This is a genomic window from Methylacidiphilum caldifontis (genome assembly GCF_017310505.1).
GTDB classification, from domain to species: Bacteria; Verrucomicrobiota; Verrucomicrobiia; order Methylacidiphilales; family Methylacidiphilaceae; genus Methylacidiphilum; species Methylacidiphilum caldifontis.
Genome location: NZ_CP065957.1, coordinates 527184 through 543632, shown reverse-complemented (window position 1 = coordinate 543632; position 16449 = coordinate 527184). Strand labels below are relative to the sequence as shown.

At 42.6% G+C, this 16449-nt stretch carries 12 protein-coding genes and 2 pseudogenes; 13 read left to right on the top strand and 1 reads right to left on the bottom strand.

The window, feature by feature from the left end; translation table 11 throughout:
• Positions 1-4: 4 nt before the first annotated feature.
• On the bottom strand, positions 5-2872 hold the full coding sequence (locus IT6_RS02595) for a TonB-dependent receptor plug domain-containing protein (protein WP_206827492.1): 2868 nt from the start codon (positions 2870-2872) through the stop codon (positions 5-7).
• Between the two features lie 910 nt (positions 2873-3782).
• Here IT6_RS02595 and IT6_RS02590 point away from each other — a divergent pair.
• From IT6_RS02590 to IT6_RS02525, 13 genes and pseudogenes are all read left to right on the top strand, one after another.
• Positions 3783-4016, top strand: a complete 234-nt coding sequence (locus IT6_RS02590; protein ID WP_206827482.1) for a hypothetical protein — start codon at positions 3783-3785, stop codon at positions 4014-4016.
• Positions 3988-4803 carry a tetratricopeptide repeat protein gene (locus tag IT6_RS02585; RefSeq protein ID WP_206827474.1) on the top strand — a complete coding sequence of 272 codons (816 nt, stop codon included), beginning with the start codon at positions 3988-3990 and terminating at the stop codon, positions 4801-4803. Before IT6_RS02590 ends, IT6_RS02585 begins: the two co-directional genes overlap by 29 nt.
• Positions 4804-5138: 335 nt before the next feature.
• Entirely contained in the window at positions 5139-6035 is an 897-nt protein-coding gene (locus IT6_RS02580) for a restriction endonuclease (RefSeq protein WP_206827472.1), read from the top strand.
• A gap of 661 nt (positions 6036-6696) precedes the next feature.
• A pseudogene (locus IT6_RS10710) lies at positions 6697-7071 on the top strand (IS1634 family transposase); the annotation flags it as partial.
• A complete protein-coding gene (locus tag IT6_RS02565) occupies positions 7071-7352 on the top strand; it encodes a hypothetical protein (protein ID WP_206827466.1) in 282 nt (93 codons plus the stop codon). The pseudogene IT6_RS10710 and the gene IT6_RS02565, both read left to right, overlap by 1 nt.
• Positions 7353-7735: 383 nt before the next feature.
• Complete coding sequence (locus IT6_RS02560; protein ID WP_206827464.1) at positions 7736-8716, top strand: DUF4238 domain-containing protein; 981 nt, start codon at positions 7736-7738, stop codon at positions 8714-8716.
• Between the two features lie 59 nt (positions 8717-8775).
• Positions 8776-9612: pseudogene (locus IT6_RS10415) on the top strand (UvrD-helicase domain-containing protein); the annotation flags it as partial.
• Positions 9613-9672: 60 nt separating this feature from the next.
• Complete coding sequence (locus IT6_RS10410; RefSeq protein WP_315861706.1) at positions 9673-10170, top strand: 3'-5' exonuclease; 498 nt, start codon at positions 9673-9675, stop codon at positions 10168-10170.
• Positions 10171-10310: 140 nt separating this feature from the next.
• On the top strand, positions 10311-11660 hold the full coding sequence (locus IT6_RS02545; protein WP_206827458.1) for a RecB family exonuclease: 1350 nt from the start codon (positions 10311-10313) through the stop codon (positions 11658-11660).
• A 61-nt stretch (positions 11661-11721) separates the two neighbouring features.
• On the top strand, positions 11722-12465 hold the full coding sequence (locus tag IT6_RS02540) for a DNA methyltransferase (RefSeq protein ID WP_206827456.1): 744 nt from the start codon (positions 11722-11724) through the stop codon (positions 12463-12465).
• The gene (locus IT6_RS02535) at positions 12434-13066 is read left to right on the top strand and encodes a DNA methyltransferase (protein ID WP_206827453.1); all 633 of its coding nucleotides are present in this window, start codon (positions 12434-12436) and stop codon (positions 13064-13066) included. The genes IT6_RS02540 and IT6_RS02535 overlap by 32 nt, the downstream gene beginning before the upstream one ends.
• A 270-nt stretch (positions 13067-13336) precedes the next feature.
• Positions 13337-13759, top strand: coding sequence for a hypothetical protein (locus IT6_RS02530; protein WP_206827451.1), 423 nt, complete (start codon positions 13337-13339; stop codon positions 13757-13759).
• Between the two features lie 2 nt (positions 13760-13761).
• Positions 13762-16359 (top strand): DEAD/DEAH box helicase, encoded by a 2598-nt coding sequence (locus tag IT6_RS02525; RefSeq protein ID WP_206827449.1) that lies wholly within the window; start codon positions 13762-13764, stop codon positions 16357-16359.
• Positions 16360-16449 lie beyond the last annotated feature (90 nt).

Here is a 16449-nt window from a genome sequence, read left to right as displayed (position 1 = left end):
TTTTTCAGAATTGGTAAACGACCTGACCTTGGATCCAGAATGGCCACGAAACCATGATCTCGTCATAGTTGTTGAAAGAAGTTGCAAAGCCACTACCACTTGTCATCCAGTTGTGTTGATCGGTTACGTTCCAGATCCAAAGTCTTGCCACCCAATGTTTGTCAGGACTCGTATAGCTAAGACCTAAATTGAGCGTATACTGCCATGGAATACGCGTGATATAATCGTAAGCGATATACTGTGGACTGGTTGCGTTGAACGAGGCGAAAAGCCCCAAACCGAAATCGAATGTATAGGTTGCCATGAATGAAGTCTGGAAGTTTGGCCAACCCACGTAGGGATACGTTCCCTGGGGAAAATAGCCGAACAGATCAAAAGGATATTTCGCCGGATTCTGGGCAACGAGGATGCTCGAATAGGGCTGGTCCATGCTAGGCCCCGTTTTGAGTGGAGGTCCATAATTAAAGGTACCAATGATATATGATGCATTAGCAACGAGCCAGAGATGACGATCGGGTTGATAGGAGACCTGCATAGTGCCTCCTACTACGTCGATCGGAACAGGGACAAGAAGCACTTTCTTAAAAGATTCTAATTCCTGAAACTCTTGATCAAAGGCTGCTGTCAATATGTTGAGTTTGCCGTTGAGCAGGCTAAAATTTATTCCTCCACTGTAAAGACGTTGATGCAAGTGAAGATCATAGTTGCTTGTTAAGGGAGATAATCCGTAAAAGGCCCCTGTTTCAGCTAAGTAAGCCTGTTGAAAATCGAAGTAAACTGTTGTCCATTCGTTTGGTTTCCAACGTGGGCTGAAGTCGAAGTTTGGAATGACAGTAGAAAAGTAGTTTCCAAAAGGATGAAGAGCTTCCCCAAAGTCGTAATAAGTGGCAGGGGTTCCGGGTGGGTTCTTTGCAGTACCCATGAGGCCTAGGACGCTTGCGCCCATAAAGATTGAGAAGTGTTTACCGAAATCGATCTGGTGTTGCCAGTAGGGACGCAGATACCAAGTTTCAGAATCAGTCGAGCTGAAGTTACCTGGATTGAATACTTGGCCAGGACGGCCAGGAATAGGCACATCTTGATAAAGATACTTACTGAACCAAGGTGTACCAGGTAAGTTATATTGAAAATAGGAAGGATAGACCGCATCATAAAGCGGACCCATGTTCCACGGATTGAATGTCTGTTCGAAGTCTCCCTCGTAGACGATCATGTTGGCATAATCGAACTCGAATCCAACGTTGACGGTGTGGTGAATTGGGAATGGCTCTTCTTTCAGGGGAGCATTCTTTGAATCCTGTAAACTTTTTGTTTCTGTTTCCTCCGCTTTGCTTCCTTCGCCGATTGGAGTTTCGAAGTTAAAAATAAAAGAAGTATTGTTCTGTCCCACAAAAGAGCCTGGAGTGTAGATGTTATAAGGAGTGAAGTTCTGGTAGTTGTATGAAAAATATTCAAAGTTACTATTATTGACAATTTGGAAACCCTCATTGACATTAACCCTTTGGATAACCTGTGCTCGTTCACTTTCGACGTAACCGCCAGATCCAGGATTCAAGAGGTTGGCGCGGTACCCACCGATTGCCGATAAGGGCACGAAATGAATCGTGTTGTAGTACTTAGGCATGACGGAAACCCCGTAATTGTACAATTCAGGTCCTATATTGTAGTTTACTTTATGGCCGTTGACGAAAACTGGTGGACCTACAAAGGTGTTCGGTATAAATGCAGAAAGGTATTCATGATCGGAAATTAATAGTTGGGTTGGTCGGTTGATACCTCCTATTTCATTGTAACCTTCCGTATAAAAAGAATTGTTAAAGAATAATTCGTAGTTGTCATAGGGCTTGTAGGAGAGTGCGAGATAAAAGGCTTGGTTGTGCAGGTAATCATTGTAGTAATAGTTTCCAGAATAATTGCCTAGGTAGCTGAAACGGAAGGCAAGCTTGTCGTTAATGGGACCACCGACATCAGCTTGCCAGAGATTCTGATCGTACATTCCTTCCATGACAGTTGCGTAGCCATGGAAACCGTCCCAGTAAGGTCGTTTGGTTTGGATGTCAAGATAACCACCTGCTGCACGAATGGAAAGTAAACTTGGCATGGTTGGTCCTTGAACGATGTTGATCTGGTCAAAATCGTTCATGTTCATTGGTCCGCCTTCGTAGCCAGTTCCTGGAAGGAAAGAAAGCATTCCGTTGATGTATTTATTAGCTGGCATGCCTCGGATATTTGGAACCGAAAATTCGCCAAAGGTGGTACCCATGTAAAGGCCAGGAGCCATGTACATAAGAGACATCACATTTTGCGATATGAACGCCGAAGCTTGAATTTCCTTTTGAGTAACGATCTGGACGCTTCGCGGGGTGTCAACGACGTTAAGCGGTATTCCATATACAGAGTTAATATCATAATCGCCTGGCAAAACCGATTCGTTACTGGTCGATACAATTGTTTCAGGCATTGTGACTCTACCCGATTCAGACGAACTTAAAGAAGGGCTGGAAGAAGAAGAGGTCGTGGATGAGTTTGCCGTTGAAGAAGAGGAAGCATCAGCCAGAAGTGGATGATTCCGGAGCAGGTTTGAAAGTGGTTGGTAAGACGTGCTTCCCCCGAAAACATCTTGAGGACCATTTCCTGTGCTTTCCGTTCCCTGCGGAGGCTGATCCCAACTTGCAGGGTCTCCTGACATGCTCTGGAGCGAAGAAGTGTTTTCTTCTCCTGTTAACATGGAAGCAGGACCCAACGTGGAATCTCCCGCTTGAACGGCAGGAACAATGTTGATGAAAAGAATCGATAAGAAGATCCATCTGATAATTGGATCTCGCCTATTCTTTTGTAAACTCAACGAAAAGATTGGTTTTGTGTATTCCATAGGACTCCTTGCATATTTCATAGAACTGGTTGGTATAAGTTCGCTTTTTATGCTGTCTCATTACGAGTGGGGATAGCGAACAACATCGATTAGTGCTTATTCTCCCTACCTATCCACGCACTTTGCTCTTCACAATGAGCTGCGGGCAATTTACCAAAAGGTGTGAAGATTGCGTTGTAACAATTGCGTGAAAAATAAGTGGCGATCTAGTTTTAGGATCCTAAGAGAATTTCGTGTCTCTGTTACAAATGTGTAACGACATGTGTGACAGTTACTTGTCGTAACACTATATCACTAATGTATAGGGTAGAAATAGGTTAATATATATACATTTAAAATGAGTTAGCCTTTTGATTTTTGAATGGATATGGTGATGTTAATTGTGTGGACAATCATCTACTAGCAAAGGACAAGTAGAATTTCAAAAACTCTAAAATGTATCTTCCAGAGAAATAGTCCATCCTTTCGGTGAGAGGGTCTATCTGGCAACATTATCCAAATCCCGAATAAGGAGCCAGAAACCTTGGAAGCGGCTTTATAAAATATCCTTTGTCTCTGTAGGATGGCTCGAACGATAAGTGGTTTTAGGTTACGAAGGTTGGAAGTGCTAGAGAATGCTTGGCGACAATTAGGTTTAACTCAAGCTCTCGTAGGGGTCGATATGGAACTGATGAAAAGATTTTCAAAGGCAATGATCCTTTGACAGAAAATCAACTTATTGTCTATGCTTGCCACGTGGATAAGAATGGGGAGGGACTCCCATAGAAAAAACGAATGGAAAGGAAAGGGACAGTTAGTTTTACAGGAAATAACAGCATGGGAGTATCCTTGAACTGAAGCTATATGGTCTTCTGCAGATCAAAAAGTTCGAAGACTTGATAAAATTCGGAGTTACCTATTGGCATTGCGCATGGCTAAATGGCAATTTGCGGGATGGATAACATTTGTGGTAAGGTTACAAAGAAGAGCACCCACCCGATTCGATTCTGGCAAACAACATGTTATCATCCACAACGCGACGTATTTGCTCGTCAATTTTCGGATTGGATTCATCGAGGAAATTTCTCCTCTCCCTTGGCTTGGGACTTTTACTCCTCATGGGAACTATTTTTTCTTTGATTGCGCGGCAGCCCAAACATCCTGAAGCTTTTTTTCTTTCCGTACCTCAGATTGTCTTTGGCCCTTCCGGAGAAGGAAAGAGAGTTGCGGAATACATTACTGCTCACCGGATTCCAGAAGCAGAACGAGTTGCCCACCAGGAATTAAGACTAGCTACTTCTCTACAAGCGGCAAGTGATGTGGAACCGACTAGAAACTTTCAACGTAACGCATCGATGCTTGGTTTCTCTTTCCGTATTGCGGTTTCGTACAACAATCTTGGTGTTGTTCTCTCTTTAGAAAAGAAGTTTGCCGAGGCGCATAAGATGCTTTCCCGTGCTATCAGCATTCAGAAGGCTTTGTTGAGCCAAGCACAAACTGACGCTGTCTTTAATACCGGATTGGCATATATTCAGGCAGGACGCGGAGCAGGCAAAGTCATTGAGCAGCATAAACGGCTCTTGGCGGTTTTCCTGCTCAATAATGCTCTTGTCTATCGGGAAGAAGGAGACGAACGACAAGCAAAAAAGATCGATGAAGAAGCCCATCGTCTTGATCCATCCCTTCCGGCTATGAGTCCTTTTCCTTCAACCCCTCAGCGTTCCAAAGTGGAAAAACGCAAACCCAAGAGTCCACCCCACAAATCAATTCCACCGAAAAATCCACCTGTTACCCGTCCAGTAAAAGAATTGCCTGCGTTTTGGAAAGCTCCTATTACTCCTTATCTTTTAGGTGTGCATTGTAAAAGAGTGCTGCCTGCTCAGAATAGTAAAAGAGGAAGCATATACAAGCGATATAATTTTGGTATCAATGAGAGTTTTCTTTTATGCTAAGATGGGTTTAAGACTTTTGGAAGGAGTTGCTAACAAGCTCCTTATCAGAGTTTGAATAAACATTTTTGTTTTTATTTTATGAAATAAACTGTCTTATAAAATTGGATTTGATATATTGTATGCGTATTGCAATTATAAACTTTGATTGACATGATGATTCGGTTGAAAAGCGAGAGTTTTTATCTGATCGATTCCCCTAAGTCCATCGATTTACAAGTCATATTTGGTTTGGTAAGCACTTTCCATCTAGCTTTACTTTATGTAAGCTTTCGCAATCACGAATACCAAATCCTTTTTCAATTCTACTATCAAGGGCTGAGTGCCTAACAACGATTATGCCTATCCCAGATTTTCTTTCGGTATTTCTTCCTTTGCTGCGTTTTGCTGGTGATCGTCAAGAACATACAATTCGAGAAGCGATTGAAATGTTGTCGTCGGAATTTGGACTAACCGAAGCCGAAAAGAAACAGCTGCTTCCAAGTGGAACTCAACCGATATTCGATAATCGCGTTAGTTGGGCTCGCACATATATGACCAAAGCTGGCCTTCTTGATTCTCCTCGCCGCGGCTACTTTCGCATTACGCAGAGAGGACTCGATGCTCTTGAGAAAAATCCTCCTAAAATAGACATATCCTTTTTAAGTCAGTATCCGGAATTCGTTGAATTTCGCTCGCATCGGAAGCCTGCTAAAGATCAATCCAGCGAGCCTATATCAGAAACCCCCACAGAAGCTCTTGAGGCTGCTTACCAGAAAGTTAGACAAAATCTTGCAGATGAGCTACTCCAGACCGTCAAATCATGTTCACCAGTTTTTTTTGAACGACTTGTTATCGATTTGCTCGTGAAAATGGGATATGGTGGCTCGCGGCAAGACGCAGGCAGTGCATTGGGACGCAGCGGTGATGAGGGCATCGATGGAATAATTAAGGAAGACAAGCTTGGGCTTGATGTTATCTACATACAGGCAAAACGATGGAATGGTATGGTAGGTAGACCCGAAATTCAAAAGTTTGCTGGAGCTTTGCATGGACAGAGAGCAAAAAAGGGGATATTTATTACGACATCTTCCTTTTCGAAAGAAGCAGAAGAGTACGCTTCGCATATCGATCTAAAAATTATTCTTATTGATGGCGAAAAACTTGCCCATTTGATGATTGATTACAATGTAGGAGTATTGCCTGTTTCTGCATACGAGATTAAAAAAATTGACTCTGATTATTTTACCGAATGATACACATAGAGCCATACCCAGTACTTATAAACTTTGTAATGGTGATATATATGGATAAAGCTAAAAATATTCATTATCTTGCTAGGAATACAGCCCGATTTTATTTAAATGTTAATTGAGCTCTCGTATATGAATAGCACAAGACCAACAATGTTTTTTAGATTTTTAGATTTTTTTTAATACTAAAAAAAGAAATAGAATTTAATTTAAAAAGGAAGTTAATGCATGAAAACTTGGCAATATTTTTTAACACGACTAGCAACATTTGCAATCGAACATGAAACATTTACTGTGATTCTGCTGGAATAATCCATGTACCAATCTATTTACTACAACTGTTTTAGAAGATTAAAGAAACATTCCACCGCATCTTTACAGTCCTCTGATTCTCAGGCTATTCAGATTTTAAACAAGGCCGAAAAAGCGATTTGCTAAGCTTTTTTCGGCTGGTGTCCGTTTCTGGTCAGTAGCCCATTCGTGGACAAGCCAACCTACCAGAATAGGTTTCACAAGCCGAGGAGAATTAGCCGATCTTCCTTATAATTTTGAGCAGAATTTAGGCAGACAAAGCACTTAGGGCCAACAATGTAGGTCGTAATATGTGAATAAATGTGAATTATTTTTTATTGATTATTTTATTGTCTTTTGACATACTGTAGGCATGTACTTGCAGGAGGTTCGTACCTACCAGAAAGGCAAGATCTATCGGTCCTATCTCGTCCGGGAGTCCTACCGAGTGGGCAAACAGGTCAAGACGAGGATTTTAGCCAATCTAACTCGGATGCCCGAAGAAGTCCGGGATGCGGTCAGGGCAATCTTGTAGGGGAAGAAGCTTGTTCCCTTGGAGGAGTGGGAAGCCCCGGATGCTTTGGATTACGGGGGCTTGGCAGTCCTCGAGCAAGCTTGGCAACGATTCGGTTTGGATCAAGCTCTTGGCGGAGTCAAATCGGAACGAAAACGGAAACTTTTGAAGGCGATGATCTACGTTTTTCCCTCATCCCAGTTTGCCTTGCGGGAAGAAGCAAAGAGGACACTTTGAAAATCCGTCCGGTCTATCACTGGCGGCCGGACCGGGTTCGTAACCACATAAGACTCTGTTTCTTGGCCTTTTGGATTAGTGCACGGCTGGGAGCAGAATGGGTAGAGAAGGGTTTTACCGAAGAAGTTCCCAAAGTGCTCCGCCGCTTGCAATCAATCCGCTTGGTCCAACTCTATACCAAGGGAAAGCCTGTAACTTGGCTTTTATCCCGGATCCCTACAGCGCTCAACCCGTTGCTTCAAAAACTCGATCTGCTTCCGCTGTTCGATCATCCATAAAGTGGGCCCTGTAGACAGAACAAAAATGTTATGAAGTTCTGCTTCAACATTTATATCTCAAAGTTTTGAAGTTCAGTTAATATGAACGAAATATTAAGCAATTAAATCTGTTAAGAAAAGACATGTAAAAAATTCTTCAAAGATTCTTTTAAAGTCAAAGCCTTGCTTCAAAAACTCAAACTTCTTTTGCATTTCTTGCATCTGCATATCTAGGTCATGTAAGCAGGAAAAAAAAAGACAATATCCTCCACCGCAAAACCTTATATCTAAAAATTTCAAAAGTTAAGTTAATCGAGAAAAAACCTTATCAAAACTTTTCCTATTTATCAAATTGATCTAAAGAGATAATTATTTAAAGTTTGATAAATATTAAAAGAATTTTCATGTCAGAACCAAAATATCATCATTTCGTGCCAGTCTTTTACCTCAAGCACTTTGTAGGTAAAAAACCTCAAGGTCATATTTGGACCTATGATTCAAAATCAGGAGACGTGTGGTCTTCTCTACCGGAAAACACAGCATGTGTGAAAGATTACTATTCTATTAAAAATAAAGATGGTAAAAGGCTCAATGATATTGAAAAGTTCTTTTCGAGAGTTGAAAGCGATGCCGCTCCCATCTATGAGAATCTACTCCGTGGGGTTTTACCGACTGAAGGCACTCAAGAACGCTTCGATTTTAGTTTGTTTCTAGCATTGATGGTCTTGCGAACACAAAGTATGCGTTGTTTTGTCGCCGAAATCCATAGAATATTAGCGCAGATATTGATCGATACTTACAGAACAATTCCTGAAGCGTTTGATACACTAATTAACAGAATAGAAGAAAAGACTGGAGATAAATTCAATAAAGAGGATCGCGAATACCTATACAAATTACTCGAAAACCCATCATGGCTTACTATTCATGTTCCAAAAAAAAATATGCTGTTGCCGGTCTTTACGAATTTAATTGAGATAGCCAAGATCTTTGACTGCATGAAATGGTCGGTTGTCAATGCTATTCACGGGTTTTTTATTACCTCTGACAACCCAGTAATAAAAATATTGGATCCAAAATTCACTAGAGCAAATAATAGAGGTTTTTTAAATGAAAATATAGAAATCATTTTTCCTCTTTCTTCGTATCGAGCCCTTTTAATGACGTGGTATGATCAGGTTCCAGATATTTTGGAAGTTTTCAATGAGGATGCCTGGTCTGTAAATAAAGTATTGGCAGCGAATTCAGAGCAATACTTATATGCACATCTTGAGGATAAACGAATTAAGAGACTCGCAAAAAAATTCAACCATCCTAATTCTAGAATAATTGTTCAAGGATTTTGTAGTGAAGTACAAGTCAAAGGAGAATGGCCTCGTCGCTAAAATCTGTACCACAAAGGCTTTGAATATCAAGGTTATTGACCATCTGATCATTTCGGTAGATGCCACTAGTTTTAAAAGACAGGGCTTTTATGACGATCCACCCAACTATTCTTAATTGTTTTCCATGTCTGAATGATGCACAACGGTCAGTCATTGGGCATATGACTGGTCCTCTGCTTGTGGTAGCGGGTCCGGGCTCTGGAAAGACATTCAGCATCATCCTCCAGACTTTAAATCTCCTTGTTCTCGAACAGGCCACCCCTAGTGAAGTGATCCTCTGCACATTTACTGAAAAGGCTGCCTTCGAGATGCGGGATAGGATAGCGGCCGCTGCTAAGAAGATAGGATATAATGAAGACCTCTCAGAACTGACAGTTTCTACCATTCATGGTTTGTGTAACCATTTGTTACAACGGTATCGGCATCGGACTCCAATTGGCCACAACTATGAAGTACTCGATGAACTCACACAGCTTCTCTTTTTGTCTGAACATTTTGACGAGATTGTTGGACAAAACCTAAATGATCTTTATTTTGGTTGCTGGAAGAGTCGCTAGACCACCATCGGGGAGCTTCGTCGCTACTTTAATAAGATCTCTGAAGAATTGATCAATCCTGAGACATTGCTTACATCATCCAACCCTTTCCTACAAAGTATCGGTGAGTCATACCTCACCTATCAAAAAGCGCTTTTCCGAGACAACCGCCTCGATTTCGCACATCTTCAGAAGATCATCTACAACCTCCTATGCGATCCTACTCTCATGGAGGATGTGAAGACTAAGACCAAGTACGTCATTGTAGATGAATATCAGGATACAAATTATGTCCAAGAACAAATTTTGATCAAGCTCACCGAGAATACGAAGAATCTTTTCGTCGTCGGTGACGAAGATCAGAGTCTCTACCGCTTTCGTGGTGCTTCTGTACAAAATATCCTTGAATTTCCACAACGCATGTCAAACTGCAAAATAGTCAAGTTGGAGACGAACTATCGTTCTCATCGTTACATAGTGGAACGCTACGATCGATGGATGAAATCAGTCGACTGGTCAAATCCAAATGGTCCATCATATCGTTACAACAAAAAGATTCTGGCAGATCCAACCGCGGAGCATCCAGATTATCCTGCTGTGTTCTCAATCTGGGGGCGAGATCTACATGACGAGGTGCGTCGATTTGCAGATCTAGTTGTATGGCTAAAAGAAAATCAAATAATAGAAGATTACAGCCAAGTGGCACTTCTTCTCCATACCGTTCGACAAGAGTACAGCGGGGCATACCTTAAGGAGTTGGCTAAGTATAATATCCCGGCCTTCTGTCCGAGAGCTAGGGCTTATTTTGAAAATCAAGAGATTCGTGATCTTGTTGCTTGCTTTGCAATTATCTTTGGTTGGCATGATGATGCACGAGGTAAAGTGTTGGATCTGTTGCAAACCTTGCCAGCTATGTAGATAAGGCAAGCGTTGGTCTAGCACATCGATTTGCGACAAATCGTGTTCTTACCGAAGCTCTTCAAGCCTGGAATTCCGAGATATATGCTCTAAATAAATGGGAGACGCTCGACACTCGCCCCACGGACTATCTTTATCGTTTGCTCTCCTTAGAGCCTTTCGCCACTGCGGTCAAAAACGAAAATGCAGCCCGGAACCTCGCAATATTCTCGCAGCTTCTAAATACTTTCCAGACTTACTACCACTATAAGGTTATTACCTACCATAACCGTGAAAAACTCCGGCTGGACCTTTTTAACAGCTTCCTTCGTCTTCTCTACGATGGAGGCATCAACGAGTACGAGGATCCAGACTATCCTATACCAGAAGGATACGTCCAGGTAATGACTATCCATCAGGCCAAAGGTCTTGAGTTCCCAGTGGTTGTGGTTGTTTCGCTTGATGTACAACTCCAAAGTCCCAAGCAAATTGATAAAATATTAGGACCTTTCTACCGCCGGCAAAGCTTTGAGCCTGAAAATCGTATAACTATTTTTGACCGGATGCGACTCTTCTACGTAGCCTTCTCAAGGGCTCAGAAATTGTTAGTACTTACTGCTCATAAACAGCCCAAAGAATATTTCGCATCAATCTGGCAGGGACTGCCTCAATGGCCTTATGTGCAGAAAGAGCTACTTGTAAAGCAGCGTTTCAAGATGCACGAGCGCAAACCAGCTAAACGCACATACAGTTTCTCAGGTGATCTTAGGGTCTATGAGACGTGTCCTCGACAGTATCAGTTCTTTCGTAAATATAATTTTATTCCTTCCCGTTCTGGAGGAATATTTTTCGGACTCCTTGTACACCAAACTATTGAAGAAATTCACCGCATTGTACTTGATGGTGGCTTAGATACCCTTAATGAATCCCGGATTCGAGAATTATTCGAACGCACATATCGATTTCTATCAATAAGAGAGTCGCGTTCTATCGGAGCATCAGAAAAAGATATTGCCTTTAATCAAGTGATGAATTATTTCCGTCAGAATCAAGAGGAGATGCGACGAGTAATCCAAACTGAAGTTGATGTTTCCCTTGAGGAGGATGATTACATCCTAACAGGGAAGGTTGACCTTCTCATGGGAAACGACGGGAAATTGGAAATACTCGATTTTAAGACCTCCGAGCGTAGTAACGATCCAATACTTTTAGCTGCCTATGAAGATCAGCTCTGTATGTATGCTCATATCCTTGAACAACGATACGGGATGCGACCTGAAAGACTATTACTATATTGGACTGCCGAGTCCAGTAAGCATAATGCATTGATGGAAATTCCATATCGTCCGGAAAAAGTATCTGATGCAGCTAAGCGCTTCGATGAAGTTGTTAAGAAGATTCAGAAATGCGACTTTCGAGTGCTCAGGATACCCGATCGTAAAGTGTGTAATGAATGCGACATGCGACATTACTGCATAAAACAAGGCTTAATAAACATCGATATGGCATGATTGGTTGGACGAAGTCAGCAGGAGGCACGTTGAATTTTAATAGGTGAAGGAGGAATGTTGTATGGCAAAGATTGAGATCAAAAAGACAGAACTGGTATGGCCCGGAAAATATGATGATGATTGCACATTGAAGGAGGTTCCCCGCCTGAATCTGCCATTTCAGGTTATCGAACGCATTAACGAAAGTCGAGCTACACGTGAGTCACGGAAGAATGGTATCCAGCAGACATTCCTGGATATATGGGAAAACAAGGAAGGAGAAACATTTGAAAAAGGCTGGCGGAACAAGCTAATCTGGGGAGATAATCTGTTGGTGATGGGGGCTCTTTTGGAGAAATTTGCAGGAAAGATTGATCTCATCTACATCGACCCGCCATTTGCAACGGGGGCTGATTTCTCATTTACGACAGAGATTGGAGATTGTGGTGATGAGGTTTTTAAAGAGCAATCGATCATAGAGGAGAAGGCATATCGGGATACGTGGGGTCAAGGATTAAGTTCATATTTATCAATAATGTACCAACGCCTCATTGTTATGCGAAACCTTCTATCGGAAAAGGGGAACATACTTATTCACCTTGATGATCGGGTAAGCCCCTACATAAAGATAATAATGGATGAGCTGTTTGGGACCGAGCGTTTTGTGAACGAAATAATTTGGAGGCGAGTTACGGCCCATGGTGATCGCAGAGGTTGTGGGAGGATTCATGATGTGATTCTGTGGTTTGTCAGAACAGAGAACTATTTTTTTACACAGCCTGGCCAACCTCTCCGTGCAGAATACATCAAAACAGTTCTACCGTGATAAAGAAAAAGACGGACGCATCTACCAACTTGTCTCTTTAAACGCTAAGGGTTCAGGACCCGCCAGGCGCTTCGGAGATAAAATTATCGCTCCACCACCAGGCAGGCACTGGCTGTGGAGCCAAGAGCGCATTGATGAGGCTTGGCGTAAAGGGTTAATCGTGATCAGCGATGGCGGAGCCGTACGCTATAAGCAGTACTTGGACGAGCATAACTACCACCATGTTCAGAGTATTTGGGATGATGAAGAAGTTCGCTACCTAGGTGCTCATAGTCACGAAGCACTTGGATTTGAGACGCAAAAACCAGAAGGTCTTCTCACGCGAATAGTCAAGATGTGCTCTGCTGAAGGCGACCTTGTCGCTGATTTCTTCTGTGGATCAGGAACCACCCTTGCTGTCGCTGAGAAACTCGGCCGACGCTGGATAGGTTGTGACTTAAGCCGATGGGCGATCCATGTGACCCGCAAACGTTTGCTTTCTATCCAAAACTGTAAGCCTTTCGAAATCTTGAATCTCGGCAAATACGAGCGCCAGTACTGGCAGGGAGTGACCTTTGGTGACATGGAGGACAAGGCTGAAACTGAACGCCGCTTCTATTAATATATTACATTCATCCTTAAAATCTATGGCGCTCAGCCCATAATAGGAAAAAGCCATATTCATGGAAAGAAAGGCAATGCTATGGTTCATATTGGATCCGTGGAAGCACCGGTAACTATTGAGGAAATCAACTCGGCGCTTGATGAATGCGTAGCTTTAAAGCAAACCGAGCTACATGTGCTGGGCTGGGAATGGGAAATGGGTCTTGCAGGTCCAAACAATAATATACGGAAGGGGGGACGAATGCATGAGATCGCCAGACAAAAAGGCGTGAAGCTCTTACTTTTTCAGATACCTCGGGAGATAATGGAGACGCAAGCAGTGGAGAAAGGGGATATCCGATTCTTCGAGCTAGCGTACTTCGAGGCTAATATTATTAATCTTGAAAAGCTGACTGTTCAAGTTGAGCTCACGAACTTTGTTTCGCCTAATGCGGATCTCATTCCCAAAGATGTGTTATGTAAGATCAAGAAATGGTCTGATTACATCGACTACTGGGCTATAGACTGGAATTTCCAGAACGATACTTTTATGCAGGGCTGGGTTGCCTACCGGACTCGAAAGGATCGTAAGCTTCTCCTCATTTCCGATAAACATACCTACGATAAGCCTGGCAAGTACCGGATCTTAGTTAAAGTGATCGACATCTTTGGTAATGACACCACACAAGCTTTCGACGTGGAGGTAATCTAGTTATGGCTAAGGCTATCATTTCCTACGATAAGGACCTTCCGGAGATTCCTGGTCGTCGACCATGGGAAAAACCCACGCAACACCTAGTCAAGGATGATACCTCACCTACAGGCTGGCGCGGGGCTGATGGTCGGAGAGGTAGTCGATTACTACTTGTACCAAGAATACGCGAACAGGTCGATGCATGGCGGGATCAAGGTTACCCTGGTGCTTCCTGCGTGACTCAGCGACTTTTCGAATACTGGTTCGAAGAGGATCATGATGTTCCTGGTTTTAACAGTCCCTTTCGGTACTACTTCTGTCAACGCGAGGCTATCGAGACTTTAGTCTGGCTCTTAGAGATAGTAGGCGTTCGGGATATCCAAAAACTGATTCAAGAGTACGCAACCAAATGCAAGGAGGATTTATTCATATACAACATAGCCTTTCAAACTACCATGGATGGGAAGCGACAAATTAGACGCTATGTGCCCGAACTTAAAACAGAGGGGATTCAAGATCTTCCACCGGAGAAACTTCGTCGTTTCGCTTTTAAATTGGCAACAGGCTCGGGCAAGACCTGGGTAATGGCAATGGCAATTGTTTGGTGTTACTTCCATAAGAAGTTCATCCCTTCATCTGATCTCTCAAATAACTTCCTCATTGTTGCACCTAATGTTATCGTTTATCAACGGTTAGAAAAGGATTTCGCCAACAATCAAATTTTCTGGCAGCTTCCTCTTGTTCCTCCTAAATGGAGACCATTCGAGTTAAAAGTAATACTTCGTGAAGATGTAAACGAACCAGCTGCTTATGGCAACTTATTTCTCACTAATACCCAAAAACTGTATGATTTGCAACAAAAAGAATGGACTCCACAAAATGCTATCGAGGCTTTGCTTGGTAAGAAGCCCAATCTGAATCAAGCCACTACCAGCCAGCGGACGACGTTAGAGCAGATTAAGTCGCTAAGTGATCTTGTGGTTATAAATGATGAGGCACATCACGTTCATGACGAAAACTTGGCATGGAGTCAGACGCTCTTGAATATCAATAGCAGTCTACCAAAAGGCCTTGCCCTTTGGCTTGATTTCTCGGCTACTCCAAAAGACCAGAAAGGAATGTACTTTCCTTGGACGGTTTGCGACTACCCCCTCGCGCAAGCGGTAGAGGATAGGATTGTCAAAGCTCCACTCATCGTAACAAAAGAAGATGATCCAAAGCTACCCATAAAAATAAAAGATCCAGACCATATAACTAACGAAAACATTGGGGAGAAATATGGCTACTGGATAAGGGCAGCGGTGGAACGGTGGAAAGAGCACTGGGATATTTATAAAAAGAAACTAGGTATTAAACCCGTGCTTTTCATTGTTACGGAAAAAAACGCTCATGCTAATATTCTGGGAGACTATCTTTTGAAAACCAAAGAATTTGGATTCAAGGAATCCGAAATTCTGGTCATACATACTGATCAACAGGGAGAAATCACCAAGAAGGACCTGGATAAAGCACGCGAAGCTGCACGAGACATCGATAACAATAACATTAAAGTTATAATAAGCGTCATGATGCTCAGGGAAGGCTGGGATGTGCGTAATGTGACTGTAATACTCGGATTGCGTCCCTTTACCGCCAAATCTAAGATACTGCCCGAACAGGTCATAGGCCGAGGTCTTCGCCTGATGCCACTGGTAAGCTCAGATCGCATGCAGACCTTGGAGGGGCTTGGTACACCAAACTTACTCAAGGTTTTGCAGGATCAGCTAGAAGCCGAAGGTGTAGGTATTACAACGACAAAGACAGATCCACCAAATCCGGTCATCATTGAACCTATTCAAGAGCGTATGGCCTATCATATTGCTATTCCCATAACTAAACCAAGCCTTGTGCATCACATCCCTAACCTATCCCAACTAAACATCGCTGATCTGAAGCCGATCTCTGATCTGGAGAATCTTGGAGATAGTTTCCGGATGAAGCTGAAAATGGAGTTCGCAACTACACAAACACAGGTTCACGAAGTGGATGTTGGAGTTGGCGAATTTCCACCAGTTCAAGCTCTCCTCAGTTCCATTACTAACAAGGTGTGTCAACAAGCAAAGCTTACTTCTTACTTTGCAAAGCTCTTTCCAATCGTTAGCTCATATATCACAACCAGGTGTTTCGGACAGGTGGTAGAAGATCTGGAAAGAGAAGAAAGAATTCGAAAGTATCTTTCGTTTCCAGAAATGCAGGAATGCATCGCAAAATACCTAGCTCAAAAGATTGGAGAACTGACGATCATCCGTCGCCCAATCGAGTTCGAGCGCGCTAACTTTAGACTTTCAGAAACGAAGTCCTTCATTTGGCGACGCAACCTGCCGCCGCTTGTTGCACGGAAGACAATATTTAATTATGTTGCAACATACAACGATTTTGAACTGCACTTTGCAGAATTCCTTGATGATGCCCCAGATGTCCTACGCTTTGCATCCTTGGCTACAACAGAGCAAGGTGAATCGAATACACAATTTCGAGTAGACTATATTAAACCAAGTAGTGCCATCGGTTTCTACTATCCAGACTGGGTCGTGGTTCAGCAAACAGAAGAAGGCGAAGTTAACCGATCTTCCTTATGATTTTGATCGATATTTAGGTAGACAAAGGACTTAGGGTCAATAATGTAGGACGTAATATGTGAATAAATGTGAATTATTTTTGTTGATTAT